Below are 18,883 nucleotides of genomic sequence, written 5' to 3'. Positions count from 1 at the left end.
CCCTCGGCCCCGGCAGCGATGCCGGGGCCTTTTTTGTGAGGGGCATGGACGACAGGCTTTCGCTCGGTCATGATACCTGACCATACCAAAACGGAACCAGGGAGCCGGTCATGATCCGCAGCGCGTCGCTTCTTCTCGCAACGACGTTGATCGCCCCCGGCGCGCCCGCTTACGCGGGTTCCGCGTCTCCCTCCGCCACCCGATCCGCCCCGTTGCCACTCGTGCCGATGCCGCAAAGCGTGACCCGCGGTGCCGGGCGCTTCCTGCTGACCGACGGTGCCACGATCGGGACCGCGCCGGGCGATGCCGGCGCTGCCGCGGCGGCGCGCCTGCTCTCCGTCCAGGTCAAGGCGGCCCGCGGTCTGGTGCTGCGGCCCATGACCGGCCAAGGGGCGGTCCGCTTCGTCCGCGATCCCGCGCTCGCGGGCGACGAAGCCTATCGCCTGGATGTCACGCCGCGCGGCATCGTCATCGCCGCATCGGGCGACCGGGGACTTGTGCATGGTGCGGCGACCCTGGCGCAGCTTGCCAGTCCCGACGGCATGATCGGCCACCCCGCCGCCATTCCGGCGGTGTCGATCGCCGACGCGCCGCGCTTTTCCTGGCGCGGGCTGATGATCGACCCGTCGCGTCATTTCCAGCCGATCGAATTTCTCTATCGCACCGTCGACCGCATGGCCGCCGTCAAGCTCAACACGCTGCACCTGCATCTATCGGACGACCAGGGCTGGCGGTTCGAGGTCAAGCGGTATCCGCGACTGACGGAGATCGGAGCCTGGCGGACGCCGCCTTCGACCGGCGGGTCACCGGCCGCGAAGGTCGGCGGCTTCTACACGCAGGAACAGCTCAAGGCGCTCGTCGCTTATGCTGCCGAACGCGGCATCACGATCGTGCCGGAGATCGACCTGCCTGGCCACGCGCAGGCGCTGGTCGCCGCCTATCCCGAACATGGCGTGTTCGGCGACCGGCCGGACGTGGGTCACGACTGGGGCGTCAATCCCTATCTCCTCAACCCCGATGCGAAGACGGTGCGCTTCGTGGAGGACATCCTCGACGAGGTGATGGCGGTCTTTCCCGGCACCTATATCCATCTGGGTGGCGACGAGGCGGTCAAGGATCAATGGCAACGCAGCCCGGCGGTGCAGGCGCAGATGGCCGCCGTGGGCGCGAAGACCGAAAACGAGATGCAGAGCTGGCTGATCGACCAGTTCGGCGCCTATCTGGCGAGCAAGGGCCGCCGCCTGATCGGCTGGGACGAGATCCTGGAGGGCGGCGTGCCGCCATCGGCGAGCGTGATGTCATGGCGCGGCGACAAGGGTGCGGTCGACGCCGCCAACAAGGGCCACGACGTCGTCCTTTCACCCGCCCCGAACCTCTATCTGGACAATCTGCAGAGCGACCTGCCCGACGAGCCCAATGGCCGGATCGGCATTCAGACGCTGGAAGCCGTCTACGGCTACGACCCGATGCCGGCCGGGATCGATGCCGACAAGGCGCGGCACGTCCTGGGCGCGCAGGCAAATGCATGGAGCGAATATCTCGTCACGCCGTATCAGGTGGACCACAACGTCTATCCGCGGCTCGGCGCGCTGGCGGAGGTGACCTGGTCGCCCAGGAGCGTGCGCGATTTTTCCAGCTTCGCGCGCCGCATCGTACCGCAGATGGCGCGCTGGCGCCGCGATGGCGGAGAGGTCGCCGACAGCGCCTTTGCCGTTGCCTATGCGCTGCAGGGCAGCCGGAGCGCCGCGCTGCGTTCCGGCCGGTTGACGGTTGCGCTGAAAACCCAGGTGCCGCTCGGCACGATCCACTACACGACCGACGGCAGCCCCCCGACGCCCCGCTCCCGCGTCTATAAAGCGCCGATCGGCGTCGTCTCCGGTACACCGATCCGCGCTGCCGCCTTCCTGGAGGGCGACATGCTGGCCGCGCCACGGCCGTTCGAGACGAGCCGCGCCAGCCTGCTTTCCGCGACGCCCAGCGACCTCGTCGCCTGTCCGATGGGCGCGCTCGGCCTGCGCGTGCCGCTGACTTCCGAAGCCACGGCCAATGCCCCGGTGTTCAACATCAACCTGTTCGACACCTGCACTGCCTGGAAGGACGCGCCCCTCGCCAACGCGCGGTCGATCACGGTGGCCGTGGCGCGCCTGCCGCGCAATTACGGCCTCGCGCACGACTTCACGGCGTTGCGCGGCCATTTCAACGTCACGCCTTATGGCGAACTGGTGGTCACCGCCGGCTGCCCGGTCAAGGACGTTCCGAAGACTCCGGTCATCGCGACCTTCCCTCTGCTTGACCCGGCAAAGTCCCCGACGCAGTTCCGCTTCGATGCCCCGGTTCCGGCCGGGATGACTGACGCGGACCTCTGCTTCCAGTTCACCTCGCCGCTCAGCGATCCCTTCTACGCGGTCGAGCGCGTGCAATTGTCGGAAGGCGTACGATGATCCGCGGTGTCGCGCTTGCCCTTCTCCTCGCAAGCATTGCGGCCCCCGCCCTGGCCGGCCCGCGCGACACGGTGACGCTCGATGGCGCGTGGCAGGTGCGGATCGATCCCGCCGACGGCGCAGCGGCAAAGGCGCATCCGCAGGAGGCACGCTGGCTGCCCGCACGCGTACCGGGCAGCGTGCAGGAGGACCTGATCCGCGCGCACCGGGTCCCCGATCCGTTCCTCGGCATCAACGAAGGCGCGATCCAATGGGTCGGCCTGACCGACTGGCAGTTCCGCCGCACGATCGCCGTGACCCCGGCGATGCTGGAGCGCGGGCATCTTGACCTCGTGTTCGACGGGCTCGACACGTTCGCCAGTGTCTGGGTGAACGGCACGCGGCTGCTGTCCGCCGACAACGCGCATCGACGCTGGCGCGCCGATGCCAAGGCGCTGCTGCATGCGGGCGACAACGAGATCCTGGTGCGCATCGCCTCGCCGATCCGCACGCTCCAGCCGATGGTCCTGGCCGAGAAGAACGCGTTGCCGGGGGAGTATGACAGCGCGTTCGGCGACGAGCCGAAAGGCAGGCAGACGTCGCCCTATATCCGCAAGCCCAAATATCAGTACGGCTGGGATTGGGGCCCGCGCCTCGTTGCCATGGGCATCTGGCGCCCCGCACGGCTGGAGGCATGGGACACCGCGCGGATCGAGCGCCTGCAGGTCGCGCAGGACGATCTTAATGACGCGGAAGCGCGGCTGACCGCGCGAATGACGCTGGTCGCGGACCGCGCCGCGACGCAGACGGTCCGCGTCGCCCTGAGCGGTCCGAACGGCGAGCGCCAGAGCGTCGAGCGACAGGTCGCGCTGGCCGCCGGTACCAACTCGATCGCGATCCCGCTGACGGTGGCGCGGCCGCAGCGGTGGCAGCCGGTCGGCTACGGCGCGCAGCCGCTCTACACCGTCACCGGTGCCTTGGTGGACGGCGGCACGATGCGCGACAGCGCGACCCGGACGATCGGCCTGCGCACCGTCACGCTCGATCGCACCGGTGGCGCCTTCGCCCTGTCGGTCAACGGTGTGCCGATCTTCGCCAAGGGCGCGAACCTGATCCCGTTCGACAGCTTCCCTGCGCGTGTCGAACAGAGCGAGATGGCGCAGCTGCTCACCAGCGCGCGCGACGCCAACATGAACATGGTACGCGTCTGGGGCGGCGGCTATTATCTCGATGACGCCTTCTACGACCTCGCCGATCGCATGGGCCTGATGGTGTGGCAGGACTTCATGTTCGGCGGGTCGGTGACACCGCCCGATCTCGCCTTTCGCCGGAACGTCGCGATCGAGGCGGACGAGCAGACGGCGCGGCTGGGCGACCATCCCTCGATCGTCATCTGGACCGGCAACAACGAAGTGCTGTCGGGCTGGGAGAATTGGAGCGATCGCAAGGCGTTCAAGACCGCGATCGGCCCCGATGCGCAGGAGAGGATCGGCACCGGCATGGCGGTGCTGTTCGACCGCGTGCTGCGCGACGCGGTGACGCGCAACAGCCCGGGGACGCCCTATATGCCAGGCTCGCCGTCGACCGACTATGATGGGCCCGTCGACACGGACGCGAACGGCGACCGCCACTTCTGGGACGTCTGGTCCGGGTCGAAGCCGGTCGAACGCTATCTGGACGGCTGCCCCCGCTTCATGAGCGAATATGGCTTCCAGTCCATGCCGATGCTGGAGACGATCAGGAATTTCGCCGGCTCGCTGAAGGGGCTGACGCCCGACAGCCCGGTGATGAAGGCGCACCAGAAGTTCCTGGCGGGCGAGGGCAATGCGCGCCTGCAGCTCTACCTCGACCAGCGCCTGCGACCCGCGAAGGATTTCGCCGACTTCGTCTATCTGACGCAGGTGAACCAGGCACAGGCGATCGGCGTGGCGGCACGCCATCATCGCGCCTGCCGCCCGGTGACGATGGGCTCGCTGTTTTGGCAGCTCAACGACGTCTGGCCGGCGGTATCCTGGGCGAGCATCGATCATCTCGGCCGCTGGAAGCTGCTGCAATATGAGTCGCGGCGCATGTACGCGCCCCAGGCGATCGTCGCCGAGCACAAGAACGGCGCGACGCGGATCGCGCTGGTTTCCGACGCGCAGCAAGCCATGCCGGCCACATGGCGCGTGACGGTACGCGACATGACGGGCGCGACGCTGGCGACGCGGGAAGGCGCGACCAGCCTCGCCCCGCTGTCCTCCACCGATGTCGCGCGGTTCGCGGACGCGGACCTGTTCGGGGCCGCCGATCCCGCGCGAAGCTATGCCGTCGCGGAGTTGCTGGTCGGCGGCACGGTGGTGAGCCGCGAACTTGTCGAGCGGGGCGCGCCAAAGGATATGGCCTATCCCGACCCGGGTCTGAGCTTGCGTCGCAAGGGCGATACGCTGACGATCACGGCGCGCAACCTCGCCCGTGCGGTGATGCTCGACTTCGGCGCGGCGGGCGGCAGCGCGTCGGACAACGGCTTCGATCTCTTGCCGGGCGAGAGCCGCACCGTCACCATCACCGGCCCCATGCCGACGCCAAGGACGCTCGCACGATGATCCTCGCCCTGTTGCTCGCGGCACAGGCCGCCGACCCCGTCGCCGCCGCCATTGCGAAGATGACCCCGGAGCAGAAGGCCGCGCAATTGCAGAACACCGCGCCCCCCGATCCGGCGGTGGGCCTGCCCGCCTATGACTGGTGGAACGAGGGGCTGCACGGTCTTGCGCGCAACGGCGTGGCCACCGTCTTTCCGCAGGCGATCGGCATGGCCGCCACCTGGGACGCGCCGTTGCTCGAGGCCGCAGGTACCGTCGTGTCGACGGAGGCGCGCGCGCGCTTCAATGCCCGCCCGGTCGGAGCGGACCGGCGCATCTACCAGGGGCTGACGATATGGTCGCCCAACATCAACATCTTCCGCGATCCGCGCTGGGGCCGGGGCCAGGAGACCTATGGCGAGGACCCGTATCTGACCGGTACGCTCGGCACCGCATTCGTGCGCGGGCTGCAAGGGCCGGACCCGGCGCACCCACGGGTCGTCGGCACGCCGAAGCATTTCGCCGTGCACAGCGGACCGGAGGCGGGGCGCGACGGCTTCGACGTCGACCCCTCCCCCCGCGACCTGGAGGCAACCTATTTCCCTGCCTTCCGGCGCGTCGTGACGGACGGCAAGGCGCAGTCGCTGATGTGCGCCTACAACGCGATCCACGGCACGCCGGCATGCGCGGCGTCATGGCTGATGAACGACCGGCTGCGCCGGGATTGGGGCTTCACCGGTTTCACCGTGTCGGACTGCGATGCGGTGGCGAACATCTCCCTATTCCATCACTATAAACTGGACGCCGCGGCCGGCGCGGCGGCGGCGGTGCGCGGCGGCACGGACCTCAATTGCGGCGGCGCCTATGCCGCCCTGCCCGAGGCGCTGCGTCGCGGTCTCGTCACGCAGGGTGAGGTAGACACCGCGCTGGCGCGTGCGTTGCGCGCACGGCAGGCGCTCGGCATCGCCTTCGGCGCGACCAGCCCCTATGCGCGGATCAAGCCGAGCGAGGTCGACACGCCGGCACACCGGGCACTCGCTTTGACGGCCGCGCGCAAGGCGATCGTGCTGCTCCAGAACGCCAACGACCTGCTGCCGCTGAAGCCCGGGACGCGGATTGCGGTGATCGGCGCGGACGCCGACGACCTTGGCGTGCTGCAGGGCAATTATCACGGCACCGCCGCGGCACCGGTGACTCCCTTGGAGGGGCTGCGCACCGCCTTCGGCGCGGGCAACGTCCGCTATGCGCAAGGATCGATGCTGGCGGAAGGCGCCGCCGTGGTGCTGCCGGAAACCGCCCTGCGCAGTGGTGGCCGACCCGGCCTGGCGGTCGAATACCGCGTCGGCGACCGCGTCGTCACCGACCATGTCCGCCGCATCGACCTGGACCTCAATCGCGCCCCGCCCGCCGCGGGCGTGCCGGCGACGGGCTATATCGCGCATTGGACCGGCGACTTCGTACCGCCCGCGCCGGGCCGGTACCGGCTGATTCTCGATCAGGCGCAATGCTGGAAGGATTGCTCGACGCATGACAGCGTGCGTGTCGCGATCGGCGGCAAGGTCCTGCACGACGGGCCGCTGGCCAGGGGGCGCGTCGAGCTGACGATCGACGCCGACGGCAGCGCGCAGCCGCTCGACATCCTGCTCGATCACGAGAGCGAGGACGAGAGCTTCCGCCTGTCCTGGATGCCGCCCGCCGCGCCGCTGCTGGCCGAGGCGGTGGCGGCGGCACTGGCGTCGGACGTCGCAGTCGTCGTCGGCGGCCTGTCGCCCGATCTGGAGGGCGAGGCTCTGTCGGTGTCCGTCCCCGGCTTTGTCGGCGGCGATCGTACCGATATCGCGCTGCCCGCGCCGCAACGCGCGCTGATCGAAGCGCTCCGGGCGACCGGCAAGCCGATCGTCCTGGTCCTGACCAGCGGCAGCGCGGTCGCGGTCGATCCGGCGGACGCCGACGCGATCCTCGCCGCCTGGTATCCCGGCGAGGCGGGCGGCACGGCGATCGCGGATACGCTCGCCGGCCGCAACAACCCGGCGGGCCGCCTGCCCGTCACCTTCTACAAGGCGACGAGCGACCTACCCGCCTTCGTCGATTATGCGATGAAGGAACGCACCTACCGCTATTTCACCGGTACGCCGCTGTGGGGCTTCGGCCATGGCCTCAGCTATACGCGCTTCGCCTACGATCCCGTCGCGGCGCCCGTCACCGTCGCGGCGGGCGCGACGCTTGCCGTGACCGCCACCGTCCGCAACACCGGTGCCCGCGATGGCGAGGAGGTGGTTCAGGCCTATCTCGTCCCCCCCGCCTCTTCCGAAAAGCCGACCATGACCGAGGCGGTGCTGCAGCGCCAGCTCGTCGGCTATGCGCGCGTGTCGGTGAAGCGCGGCGGCAGCGGCCGGGTCAGCTTCGCGATCGATCCGCGCGCCATGAGCATCGTCGACCGAGACGGCCGCCGCCACGTCGCCCCGGGGGCCTATCGCCTCTACGTCGGCGGCGGTCAGCCGGGCGACGGCGAAGGCGTCTGGCACGACTTCATGGTGACGGGCGCGGACACGGAGCTGCCGAAATGAGGATCGACCGTCGCGCCTTCGTCGCCGGTGGCGCGGCGATCGCCTCCACCCCGGCATTCGCCGCCGCGCCGGCCTTTGCCAGCAAGCGCCCCGCGCCCGCCGACCGCCGCTTCACCAGCCGCGCGGTCGAGCGCGAGATCGTCCGTATCCAGAAGCGGATCGCCGATCCGAAGCTCGCCTGGATGTTCGGGAATTGCTATCCCAACACGCTCGATACCACCGTCAGGATGGGCATGGTGGGCGGCCAGCCCGACGCCTTCGTCATCACCGGCGATATTCCCTGCCTGTGGCTACGCGATTCCTCGGCGCAGCTTAAGCCGTACCTGCACCTGGTGAAGGAAGACGCCCGGCTCGCCGAGCTGTTTCGCGGCCTGATCGCGCGGCAGGCGCGCTCGATCCTCCTCGATCCTTACGCCAATGCCTTCATGGAAGACCCGACGGCGACCACCAACCTGCCCTGGGCACTGAAGGACGAGACGGCGATGAAGCCGGGCGTCGCCGAGCGGAAATGGGAAGTGGACTCGCTCTGCTATCCGATCCGCCTCGCGCACCAATATTGGCGCGCAACGGGCGACACGCGCCCCTTCGATGCGACGTGGCGCGAAGCGGCGCGCGCGGCGCTGCGCACCTTTCTCGAGCAGCAGCGCAAGCAGGGTGACGGCCCCTACAGCTTCCGCCGCAGCGCGCCGCAGCCGACCGAGACTTTGCTGTGGGGCCATGGCCATCCGGTGAAGCCGGTCGGGCTGATCGCATCGGGCTTCCGCCCCTCCGACGATGCCTGCCTCTACCCCTTCCTGATTCCGTCGAACCTGTTCGCGGCGACGGCGCTGCGCGAGCTCGCACAGCTCGCGCAGGCGGTCGGCGACGTCGCACTCGCCGGTGATGCCGCCGCCCTTTCCGACGAAGTGGCCGCAGCGTTGCGGCAGCATGGCACGATGCGCCTGCCGGACGGGCGCGAGGTCTGGGCCTATGAGGTCGACGGCTATGGCAACCGGTTGTTCATGGACGATGCCAATGTCCCGTCCCTGTCCGGCCTCGCCTATCTCGGCTGCGTGACGCCGGACGATCGCCTGTGGCGCACGACCGAAGCGGCGGCGTGGAGCGAGGCAAACCCCTGGTTCTTCCGCGGCCGCGCGGGCGAGGGCATCGGCGGCCCCCATGTCGGCCCCGGCCAGATCTGGCCGATGTCGCTGATCGTCCGCGCGCTGTCGACCAGCGACGCCGATACGATCCGCGCCTGCCTGAGGACGATCCGCGACAGCGACGCGGGCACCGGCTTCATTCACGAGACCTTCGATCGCGACGATCCCGCCAAATTCACGCGCGACTGGTTCGCCTGGGCGAACGGCCTGTTCGGCGAGCTGATCGTGACGCTGGCACGGACGCAGCCGGCGATCCTGCAGGAGACGTTCCGATGACACCCCCGCCCTCCCGCGGTCTCGCCGCCCCCGCCCTCTCCCCCTGGCGGAGGAAGGGCGCCAGCCCGCCGAAGACGGGTGGGACGGGTGGGACGGGTGAGGGTGTGCACGTCACTCGCCGCGCGCTGCTAGCCTCCACCGCTGCCGCGGCGCTGCCGCTGCCCGCCTTCGCCGCGACCCCCGTCCCCACATCGCCTAACCTTTTCGTCGGCACCGGCGGCCACGGCCATACCTACCCCGGCCCAAGCCTGCCCTTCGGCATGGTACAGCTGGGCCCCGACACCGATGTCGAACGCTGGGACGCCTGTTCCGGCTACCACAGCGGCGACGGGTCGATCATGGGATTCAGTCACACCCATCTGTCGGGCACCGGCATCGGCGACATGCTGGACGTGCTGCTGGTCCCGACGCGCGGCCCCGTACAGCTGCTCCCCGGCCCGCTCGACGATCCGGACAAGGGCTATCGTCAGCGCTTCCGGGACGAGCATGCCGAGCCCGGCTATTACCGTGTCACGCTGGAGAGTGGTGTCGTCGCCGAGCTGACGGTGACCGAGCGGACCGGCTGGCACCGTTATACGTTTCCTGCCGGTCCCGGCCATATCCTGGTGGACCTGTCGCACCTGATCCTCGACTCAAGCGACCAGCCCCCGCTGATCACCGACGCGACGCTGGGGGTCGACGACGCGGGCACGATCACGGGCGCACGCACCGTCAACCGCTGGGCCAAGGGGCGGCGCATCCATTTCGCGCTGCAGCTGTCGCGCAAGCCCGATCGCATCACCTTCTACGGCGACGGCGACAGGGAGCAGCCGGCGGGATCGCGCGCCATCGCGGGTAAGCGGCTGAAGGCGGTGCTGCATTACGACGACGCGGGCGCCGCGCCGGTCGCCGCCCGCTGCGGCCTGTCCGCCGTCGATGTCGCGGGCGCGCGTGCCAACCTCGCGGCGGAGGCGCCGCACTGGGATTTCGACCGCATCCGCCGCGCCGCGCGGGCGCGCTGGGCGGGGGCACTCGACACGATCACGGTCGAGGGTGGCACCGCCGACCAGCGCACGATCATGGCCTCGGCGCTCTATCATGCGCAGCTCGCGCCGACGCTCTTCTCCGATGTCGACGGTCGCTACGTCGGGATGGATCGCAAGGTGCACCGCCTGCCGAAGGGGCAGGCCGCCTACAGCACCTTCTCGCTGTGGGATACGTACCGGGCGCTCCACCCGTTGCTCACCATCGTCGCGCCCGAGCGGGTCGAGAGCCTGGTCGCGGATATGATCCGCCAGACGCAGCAGAGCCCCTATGGACCGCCCGTCTGGCCGCTGCAGGGCGTCGAGACGGGCTGCATGATCGGCTGGCACAGCGTCTCGGTCCTCGCGGAGGCGCAGGCCAAGGGCATTCCGGGCGACTATGCCGCCGCCTGGCCGGGCATTGCCCGGCGGTCCTTCGACTTTGCCGCGCCCGATATGGACAACAGCAAGGGCCGCGACCTCTACGATGCCAAGGGCTACGTCCCCGCCGACACTTGGTGGGAAAGCGTCAGCCGAACGCAGGAATATGCCTATGACGACTGGGCATCGTCGCACATCGCGCGCGCCATCGGCAGACCGGCCGAGGCCGACCGCCTGCTCCGGCGTTCGCGCAACTGGCGCAACGTCATCGACGGCGGCATCGGCTTCGCCCGCCCGCGCTTCGCCGATGGCAGCTGGTGGAGCCCCTACGATCCCGTCCAGCTCGGGCACATGCCGAAGCCTTGGTGGCGCGACTATACGGAAGCGAACGGCTGGCAGGCGACGTTCCTCAACCAGCACGACGTCTATGGCCTGATCGACCATATGGGCGGCGAGGCGAAGTTCGAGGCGAAGCTCGATGCGCTGTTCACCGCTCCGTCGACGCTCCCCGCCAATGCGCCGCCGGACATATCCGGCCTCGTCGGGCAATATGCGCACGGCAACGAGCCCGACCATCACGTCGCCTATCTCTACGCCTATACCGGTTCGCCCTGGAAGACGCAGGCCATGGTGCGCCGCCTCTGCACGGACATGTACAGGAACGATCCGGACGGCGTCATCGGCAACGACGATTGCGGTCAGATGAGCGCCTGGTTCGTGCTGTCCGCGCTCGGTTTCTATCCCGTCGACCCGGTCGAGGCGGTCTATGTCTTCGGATCGCCGTTGTTCGAGCGTGCGACGCTGCGCCTGCCCGGTGGCAAGCGGCTGGTGATAGAGGCACCGGGCAACCGCGCGGACACGCCCTATGTCACCGCCGTCCGGTGGAACGGCCGTCCCTGGAGCAGGACCTGGATCCGCCACGCCGATCTGGTGAAGGGCGGCACGCTCAGCTTCACGATGAGCGCGACGCCTAACAAGCGCTTCGGCCGCGCGCCGGCCGCCCGTCCGCCGTCGAACGGCCGTCTGCGCGCATGATGCTGGCGGCGGCGCTCGCCGCGTCCTGCGTGACGACCGGAGCGGGCGGAGAGGTCGCCGCCACCCTGCTGCGGAGCCGCATCGCGGAACGGGCAACGACGTGCGGAGCACTGCGACTGGTCATCGCGCCGATCGAAGCGGTCGCCGCTGCCCTGCCGGCCCCGGACCGGCGGCGGTGGCGCGCGCCGGCCTCCCTATCGCGCGAAGGGTTCGCGATCCGCCGCGTCGGCGTAACGACGGTGGTGACCGCGCACGGCACGCGCGGGCTCGTCTACGGTTCAGGCTGGGTGCTCAGGCATCTCGAGGTCGCTGGCGGCACGGCCCGCCTCCGCCTGCCCCGCCCCGTCGACGAGGCACCGGCACAGCCGACACGGCTGACGCAGATCGGCTACCGGCCGAAGAACAACAGCTACGACGCGTGGACGCTGCCGATGTTCGCGCGGCGGATCGAGGATTTCGCCTTGTGGGGCGCAAGCGGCGTACAGCTGATTGCGCCTGTGTCCGACGACGAAGCGACCGGCCCGCTGTTTCCCGCGCCGCCGCGCGAGACGCTGGCCGGGATCGCGACGATCGCGCACCGACTCGGCCTCGACGTCGCGCTCTATTATCCCGAGCTCGGGGATTATGCGAAGCCTGGGGTGGTCGCTGCGGAGATGGCGGCCTTCCGCCGCACGCTTGCCGACCTCCCCTTCGTCGACGCGCTCTATGTACCGGGTGGCGACCCCGGCCACACCGCGCCCGACAGGCTGTTCCCACTCGTCGCCGCGCAGGCAGCGCTGTTGCGCGCACGGGCGCCGGGCGCGCCCGTCTATATTTCGTCCCAGGGGTTCGACGCCGCCGGGTTCGATGCCTTCTACCACGAACTCGACAAGCGCCCCGCATGGCTGACCGGCATCTTCGTCGGCCCGCAGACGCGCGATCCGCTGGCCGTGCAGCGGGCGCGCATCCCCGCACGCTATCCGCTGATCCTCTATCCCGACATCGCGCATACGATGCACGCGCAGTTTCCGGTGGATCGCTGGTGGCCCGAATTCGCGCTGACCGAGGGTCGTGAGCCGATCAATCCCCGTCCCGCCGCCTATGCCCGCATCTTCGCTCATCTCGCGCCGCATGCCGTCGGCTTCGTCACCTATTCCGAAGGGGTGAACGACGATTTCAACCAGTTCCTGTGGTTCCGCTTGGGCTGGGACCCGCACACCGGTCTCAACAGCTATGCGGCGGACTATGCCCGCGTCTTCATCGGGGATGCCGCCGCCGCAGGATTGCCCGCCGCGCTGGAAGCGAATTGGATCGGAGACCCGGCGACCAACGCCGGCATCGATGCCACGCTGGCGCATGCCGATGCGATCCGCCCCGCCGCCTTCGCCGACTGGCGGATCGACGCGCTGCGCTATCGCGCGGTCTATGACGCGCTCGTGCGCCATCGGACGATTTCCGCGCGCGCACGGCGCAGGGCGGCGCTGGCCGCTCCCGACCCCGTGACGGCGCGCGCCATCCTCGCCCGGCCGGATGGCGCCGTCGTCGATGCCCTGCTCGCCCGCCTGAACGCGCTGGCCGAGCGACTGTGGCAGGGGGCACGGCTGCAGCTCAGCGTCGCGCGCTACGGCGCATCGAACGTCGAGCGGGGCGCCAATCTGGACCGCGCCGACACCGACCTCGCGGGGCGCGCCTGGATCGAGACAGAGATGGAGAAGCGCTGGCCGATCCCGGACCGCGGCCGCCCGACGGAGGGGGCACTCTACGATGATCTGGGCCGCCCCGATGCCGAACCGCATCTGGTGCGCGGCCTCGGCCTGTCGCGCGATCCTCAGGGGTTCGCCACCGTGATCGACGGTATCGCCGACCGTACGCTCGCCGACGGCTGGGCGCCATCCGCGCTCGACTATGCCGAGACGCTCTATGATACGCCCCTGCGGCTGCATTATGCCGGACTCGACCCGCGCCGGCACTATCGGCTGACGATCACCTATGCGGGCGAGGACTATACGCTCCCGATCCGGCTCGTCGCCAACGGCCGGTACGTCCTCCAGGACGCCTTCCGCCGCACCGACAATCCGATGCAGGTCACGCTCGACGTGCCCAGGGCCGCGACGGCGCGAGGCACGCTCGACCTCGCCTGGACTCGACCGCCCGGCATGGGTGGCAGCGGCCGCGGCAAGCAGGTTGCCGAGACCTGGCTGATTCCCGACCCCCTTTCCACCGGAGCCACGCGTCCATGAACGATCTTTCCCGCCGCACGCTCGTCGCCGCCGGCCTCGCCGCCAGCACCGCTCCTGCCTTCGCCGCCAAGGCGCGCTTAACCAGCGTCGCCGCGCCCACGCCATGGGGAGCGCTGCCGTCCGCAAGGCAGCTCGCCTGGCACCGGCGCGAGCGCTACGCCTTCGTCCATTTCTCGATCAACACCTTCACCGATCGCGAATGGGGCTATGGCGATGAGAGCCCGACGCTGTTCAACCCGACCGACTTCCGGCCCGACCAGATCGTCGCCGCTGCCAAGGCAGGTGGTATGACCGGCATCATCCTCACCGCCAAGCATCACGACGGCTTTTGCCTCTGGCCGACGATGCTGACCGAACATTGCATCCGCAACAGCCCGTACAAGAACGGCAAGGGCGACATCGTGCGCGAGATGGAACAGGCGACGCGCCGCGCCGGCCTGTCTTTCGGCCTGTATCTGTCGCCCTGGGATCGCAATCACGCGGACTATGGCCGACCGGCCTATATCGACTATTACCGCAAGCAGGTCGTCGAGCTCTGCACCCGCTACGGCGAGCTCTTCGAATTCTGGTTCGACGGCGCCAATGGCGGCGACGGCTATTACGGCGGCGCGCGCGAGACGCGGAAGATCGACGCGCCGAAATATTACAACTGGCCCTCGATCATCGCGCTGGTCCACCAGCATCAGCCGATGGCCTGTACCTTCGATCCGCTGGGCGCCGATATCCGCTGGGTGGGGAATGAAGACGGCGTCGCGGGCGATCCGTGCTGGCCGACGATGCCCGATCACCCTTATGTCCAGGAGGAAGGCAATAGCGGCGTACGCGGCGCCCCGCTGTGGTGGCCGGCGGAAACGGACGTGTCGATCCGACCCGGCTGGTTCTACCACGCAGACGAGGATGCGAAGGTGAAGAGCCCGGCACGGCTCGTCCGCCTGCTGGACGAATCGGTGGGTCGCGGCACCAACCTCAATCTCAATCTTCCGCCCGACCGGCGCGGGCAGATCCCGGCGCATGACGTCGCGGTGCTGAAGAGCTTCGGCGACGCGATGCGCGCGACCTTTGCCACCGATCTCGCGCAAGGCGCAGTAGCGCAAGCCAGCGCGATCCGGGGCCCGGCGTTCGGCGCCGCAAAGGTGCTGGACGGGAACCGCGACACCTATTGGTCTACGCCCGATGGCGTGACGACGCCGACGCTGACGCTGGACCTGCCCCCCGGCCGCGCGTTCGACCTGATCCGGCTGCGCGAACACCTGCCGCTCGGCGTGCGCGTGACGCGGTTCGCGGTGGAGGCGGACATCGGCGGCACCTGGCGGCGGCTGGCGACCCACGCCTGCATCGGCGCGCAGCGGCTGATCCGCCTGCCCTCCCCGATCGCTGCGCGCCGGGTGCGGCTCGTGATCCTCGAGGCGCCCGTCTGCCCGGCGATCAGCGAGATCGCCCTCTTCCGCAGCGTCGCGCCTGCTGACGTCGCGCCGCCGCAATCGAACGATCCGACGACCCTCTCGACGCGCGGCTGGAAGGTCGTCGCGGCGACCGCCCCCGGCGCGGAGGCGCTGCTCGACGGCGACGGATCGACGGTCTGGACGCAACCCGCGCCCACCACGAGGGCGCCGGCCGGCGTCACGCTTGACATCGGCGGCGTACAGACGATCGCCGGCTTCAGCCTGACGCCATGGCGCCACCCTGATCCTGACAGCGCACCACCGCGTGGCTATCGCGTCGAAACGAGCCTCGACGGCACGTCTTGGGCTCCGGCGGGCGACGGCGAATTTCCGAACATCGCCTATGCCCTCTCGACGCAGCGTATCGCCTTCGCCGCACCGGTCCGCGCGCGTTATCTGCGCCTGGCCTTCCCCGCCGCCGCGAAACCGGTGGGCCAGCTCGCCATCGCCGATATCGGCGCGTTCACACGCTGATCACGGCAGGCGCGCGCCGAGGCCGGCCTCGAGCACGGCATACCATTCGGCGCGCGTCCAGCCGACCGTATAGGCATCGGCGACGGCGCGGATGCGCTCCGGCGCCTGCGATCCGACGATGGGGACGATCCGCGCCGGATGCGCCATCACCCAGGCGAGTGCGGCCGTGGCCGCATCGACGCCGTGCCGCGCGCCATGCGCCGCCAGCGCCGCCGCGGCGGGATGGTCGCCCGTGGCCAGGCGGCCGCCGCCCAGCGGGGACCAGGCGAGCACGCCCACCCCGAGCCGCATCGCCTGGTCGAGCGTGCCATCGAACAGCGGCGCGCTGTGCAAAGCCGAGAATTCGGGCTGCGTACTGACGATCGGCTGGTCGAGGAACGCCTGCAGCGCCTCGAATTCCGCCGGGCTGTAATTGGAGACGCCAACGGCGCGGACCTTGCCGCTTTCGACCATCCGCGTCAGCGCCCCCGCCACCTCCTGCGGATGGGTCAGCAGGTCGCGGCGGTGGATCTGGTAGAGGTCGACCCGCTCCACCCGCATCCGCGTCAGCGAGGCGTCGAGCGCATCCGCCAGATAGGCCGCGCTCGAATTGTACGGGATGCCGGGACGGATGCCGCCCTTGGTCGCGATCACCATCCGCTCGCGCAGGTCGGGCGCTTCCGCGAGCGCATCGCCGAACAGCAGTTCCGCCGATCCGAAGCCGGCGGGCTGGTCCGCGCCATAGATGTCCGCGGTATCGAACAACGTGATCCCCGCCTCCAGCGCCGCGTCGATCGACGCGCGCGCGCCCGCCACCGCACCCGCCAGCCGCCACATGCCCCAGGCAATCGGCGAGACCAGGATATCGCTGCGCCCCAACGGACGTGGTGCGGCGGACAGGTGGATGGTGGTCATGCCGCCGCCTTCGCACAACGCCGGACGGACGAGTAGTCCCCTATTCGTAGCGCAAGGCGCGCGCGGGCTCCGCTCGGGCGACGCGCCATGACTGGGCGAGGACCGTCGCCGCCGCGATCACGAGCGCCGCCGCGCCGGCACCGAGGAAATAGAGCGGCGACAGCGCGATCCGATCGGCGAAGGCGGCGAGCCATTGGCGCATCGCGTAAAAGGCGATCGGCCAGGCCAGCACGGTGGCGACGACCACCGGACGCAGGAACTGGCCGACCAGCATGCGCAGCATCTCCGCCGTCGAGGCGCCCAGCGTCTTGCGGATGCCGATCTCCCGCACTCGGCGCGCGGTGTCGAACGCGGCAAGACCGTAGAGCCCGATGCACGCGATCACCAGCGCAAGCACCGCGCCGATGGTGAACAGGCGCATCGCCCGAGTGTCCACCTCATAAAGGCTGGCGATGCGTGCATCGACAGTGTCGCCGCGAAACGGCACCTGCGGCGCCTCCCGCCGCCACACGCTGGCGATCCGGTCCAACATCGCCCGTGGATCGCCCCGGAAACGCACGGCGGCAACTGGCTGCGGCGGTTGATCGGGATAAAAGATGTAGTAGCTGCCGCCGTCAGGCTGATGCGTGGAAAGGAAGCGCATATCCTCTATCACGCCGACGATGGTACGCGGCCGGGGATAGCCGACCGTTCGGCCGATCGCGTCTCCAGGTGTGGCAAAGCCCAAAGTCTGCGCAGCCTGGCGGCTCAACACGATCATGCGCCCCGCATTCCACCTCTTCCAGTTGCTCGAATCGTCCCCCGGATGCCGACCGTCGAACACGCGCCCGGCAAGCAAGCGGGCGCCATAGGTGTCGAAGAATCCGGGCCCGACGCTGACAAGTTGCAAGATCGGCCCGCCATTGGACTGACCGGGGGTCTCGATGGCATCCGCGATGCTGCTGCCGTCCCCGCCCGGGCCGGCCGTAGCGAGGCCTATCGAGTTCACACCGGGCAGGCGGCGGATCGCGCTGACGACGCTTCGCACCTGATCCGGTGCAAGCCCTTTATCGGCAAGTGATGCGACGGTGATTAGCCCGCGCCGCTGAAAGCCGAGATCGCTGCCGCGTAGATGCGCGACCTCACCCATCATCACCAACGTTCCGATGGCGAAGATGATTGCTAGCGTGAACTGGAGGACTATCAATGCCTCACGCAGGCGGCGCTTTCCGCGACCGCCCGCCGGTGCAGGAGCGGCGGATAAAGCCGCAGCGGCGGGGTAGGTTGACTGAACGATGGCTGGATAGAAGCCTGCGAGGAAACCGACCACGCCCGTCAGCAAAACCAGTAGCGGCAAGGCCCAGCCATAAGGGACCGTCAGCGAGGTTCCGGCCGCGGCATTGACGAGCGGCAACCCGACCTCCGCCAGCGCCAACCCGACGAGCGCCGCCAAGCCGACCATCAGGACCGCCTCACCGACGAACTGGCGGATCAACGTCGCGCGCGTGGCGCCCGTCACCTTGCGCAGCGCCACCTCCCGTGCGCGCAAGATGCCTCGTGCGGTCGCGAGGTTCACGTGGTTGAACACGGCAATCGCCAAAGTCATCAGGCCTATGGCGCCCAACACCGCGACCATCATCCTCCGGCTGGCGCTTTCCGCACCGACCGGATGCAGATGCACGTCCCTCAGCGGCATCAGCGGCAGCGAGAGCCATTTCGACGCTCCCGGCCCTACATCCGGCCGCGCTCGGGCGTCGACAAACGGAGGCAGCTTGGCTGCGAACGCCGCCGCCGCCGCTGGAGTGGGGAAGCGCAGGTAGGTTGTTAGCGACGCAGTGCCCCATTTATTCCATGCCCATTCGCCTGGTGGCGGCAATGACGGCATGGGTATCAGCAGACCAGCCTTGAGATCGCTATTGGCGGGAATGTCCTCGAATACGCCAGCAACGTGATAGCGGACCGGCGCATCTAACGCGATCGTCAGCGTCTGGCCGATCGGATCATCATGGCCGAAATAACGTGCGGCCACCGCCCGGCTGATCAGCACCGCTGCGGGGTCACGCAACGCGCCAGCTCCCTGCCCCGCGACCATCGGCAGGGCGAAGACATCGAAAAAGGACGCATCGACCTGCGTCACATCCTCCTTTGTCGTCACGCCATCGCGTACCACGCCGCCGCCTGTCCCGCCCCGCATGCGTGTACCGGTGAGACCCGGAAATGCCGCCTGCATCTGCTCGAGCAGGCCGCCCATCGTCGCGGGATAGACGCCATTGATCGCGCTACCCGGCAAGTGGACCTCAGTACCGACGACGTAGATTTGCTCGTGATGCGGCAGCCATCGCTCGAAACTCGTCTCGAACCGTACGTACAGCGCTAGCGTGAGAAACACGGCGATACCGAGTGCAAGACCGCCGATATCGAGCGCGGTATGGAGCTTGTGCCGAACAACTGTGCGGTAGAAGGAAACCAGCGCCGAATGCATGGGACCCCCT

General features: G+C 69.1%; 9 protein-coding genes. 7 read left to right on the top strand and 2 right to left on the bottom strand.

The features are described 5' to 3' along the window. The first annotated feature begins 110 nt into the window (after positions 1 to 110). From RF701_RS13865 to RF701_RS13835, 7 genes are read left to right on the top strand one after another with little or no spacing between them, the layout of a single operon-like run. Complete coding sequence (locus tag RF701_RS13865) at positions 111 to 2,441, top strand: family 20 glycosylhydrolase (RefSeq protein WP_308815293.1); 2,331 nt, start codon at positions 111 to 113, stop codon at positions 2,439 to 2,441. Next, the gene (locus RF701_RS13860) at positions 2,438 to 5,005 is read left to right on the top strand and encodes a glycoside hydrolase family 2 protein (RefSeq protein ID WP_308815292.1); all 2,568 of its coding nucleotides are present in this window, start codon (positions 2,438 to 2,440) and stop codon (positions 5,003 to 5,005) included. Before RF701_RS13865 ends, RF701_RS13860 begins: the two co-directional genes overlap by 4 nt. Next, on the top strand, positions 5,002 to 7,548 hold the full coding sequence (locus RF701_RS13855; RefSeq protein ID WP_308815291.1) for a glycoside hydrolase family 3 C-terminal domain-containing protein: 2,547 nt from the start codon (positions 5,002 to 5,004) through the stop codon (positions 7,546 to 7,548). The genes RF701_RS13860 and RF701_RS13855 overlap by 4 nt, the downstream gene beginning before the upstream one ends. Continuing rightward, on the top strand, positions 7,545 to 8,966 hold the full coding sequence (locus tag RF701_RS13850) for a glycoside hydrolase family 125 protein (RefSeq protein WP_308815290.1): 1,422 nt from the start codon (positions 7,545 to 7,547) through the stop codon (positions 8,964 to 8,966). Before RF701_RS13855 ends, RF701_RS13850 begins: the two co-directional genes overlap by 4 nt. Next, positions 8,963 to 11,383: a GH92 family glycosyl hydrolase gene (locus RF701_RS13845; RefSeq protein ID WP_308815289.1), complete on the top strand. Its 2,421-nt coding sequence runs from the start codon at positions 8,963 to 8,965 to the stop codon at positions 11,381 to 11,383. Before RF701_RS13850 ends, RF701_RS13845 begins: the two co-directional genes overlap by 4 nt. Next, positions 11,380 to 13,602, top strand: coding sequence for a hypothetical protein (locus tag RF701_RS13840; RefSeq protein ID WP_308815288.1), 2,223 nt, complete (start codon positions 11,380 to 11,382; stop codon positions 13,600 to 13,602). Before RF701_RS13845 ends, RF701_RS13840 begins: the two co-directional genes overlap by 4 nt. Further along, positions 13,599 to 15,518: an alpha-L-fucosidase gene (locus RF701_RS13835; protein ID WP_308815287.1), complete on the top strand. Its 1,920-nt coding sequence runs from the start codon at positions 13,599 to 13,601 to the stop codon at positions 15,516 to 15,518. Before RF701_RS13840 ends, RF701_RS13835 begins: the two co-directional genes overlap by 4 nt. Here the strand turns inward: RF701_RS13835 and RF701_RS13830 are convergent, their stop codons facing one another. Together RF701_RS13830 and RF701_RS13825 are read right to left on the bottom strand one after the other, a co-directional pair. Beyond that, the gene (locus tag RF701_RS13830) at positions 15,519 to 16,412 is read right to left on the bottom strand and encodes an aldo/keto reductase family oxidoreductase (protein WP_287980551.1); all 894 of its coding nucleotides are present in this window, start codon (positions 16,410 to 16,412) and stop codon (positions 15,519 to 15,521) included. It lies immediately after the preceding gene. 40 nt (positions 16,413 to 16,452) lie between these two features. Continuing rightward, the gene (locus RF701_RS13825; protein WP_308815286.1) at positions 16,453 to 18,873 is read right to left on the bottom strand and encodes an ABC transporter permease; all 2,421 of its coding nucleotides are present in this window, start codon (positions 18,871 to 18,873) and stop codon (positions 16,453 to 16,455) included. Positions 18,874 to 18,883 lie beyond the last annotated feature (10 nt).

The sequence above is a fragment of the Sphingomonas sp. GV3 genome (genome assembly GCF_031082075.1).
Lineage (GTDB): Bacteria > Pseudomonadota > Alphaproteobacteria > Sphingomonadales > Sphingomonadaceae > Sphingomonas > Sphingomonas beigongshangi.
The sequence above is the reverse complement of the archived record's forward strand: the minus strand, read 5'-3'. Positions and strand labels throughout refer to the sequence as shown.

Coding starts and splice junctions, on each gene's coding strand:
- RF701_RS13865 (WP_308815293.1), top strand. CDS start 111: ATGATCCGCAGCGCGTCGCTTCTTCTCGCAACGACGTTGATCGCCCCC.
- RF701_RS13860 (WP_308815292.1), top strand. CDS start 2,438: ATGATCCGCGGTGTCGCGCTTGCCCTTCTCCTCGCAAGCATTGCGGCC.
- RF701_RS13855 (WP_308815291.1), top strand. CDS start 5,002: ATGATCCTCGCCCTGTTGCTCGCGGCACAGGCCGCCGACCCCGTCGCC.
- RF701_RS13850 (WP_308815290.1), top strand. CDS start 7,545: ATGAGGATCGACCGTCGCGCCTTCGTCGCCGGTGGCGCGGCGATCGCC.
- RF701_RS13845 (WP_308815289.1), top strand. CDS start 8,963: ATGACACCCCCGCCCTCCCGCGGTCTCGCCGCCCCCGCCCTCTCCCCC.
- RF701_RS13840 (WP_308815288.1), top strand. CDS start 11,380: ATGATGCTGGCGGCGGCGCTCGCCGCGTCCTGCGTGACGACCGGAGCG.
- RF701_RS13835 (WP_308815287.1), top strand. CDS start 13,599: ATGAACGATCTTTCCCGCCGCACGCTCGTCGCCGCCGGCCTCGCCGCC.
- RF701_RS13830 (WP_287980551.1), bottom strand. CDS start 16,412: ATGACCACCATCCACCTGTCCGCCGCACCACGTCCGTTGGGGCGCAGC.
- RF701_RS13825 (WP_308815286.1), bottom strand. CDS start 18,873: ATGCATTCGGCGCTGGTTTCCTTCTACCGCACAGTTGTTCGGCACAAG.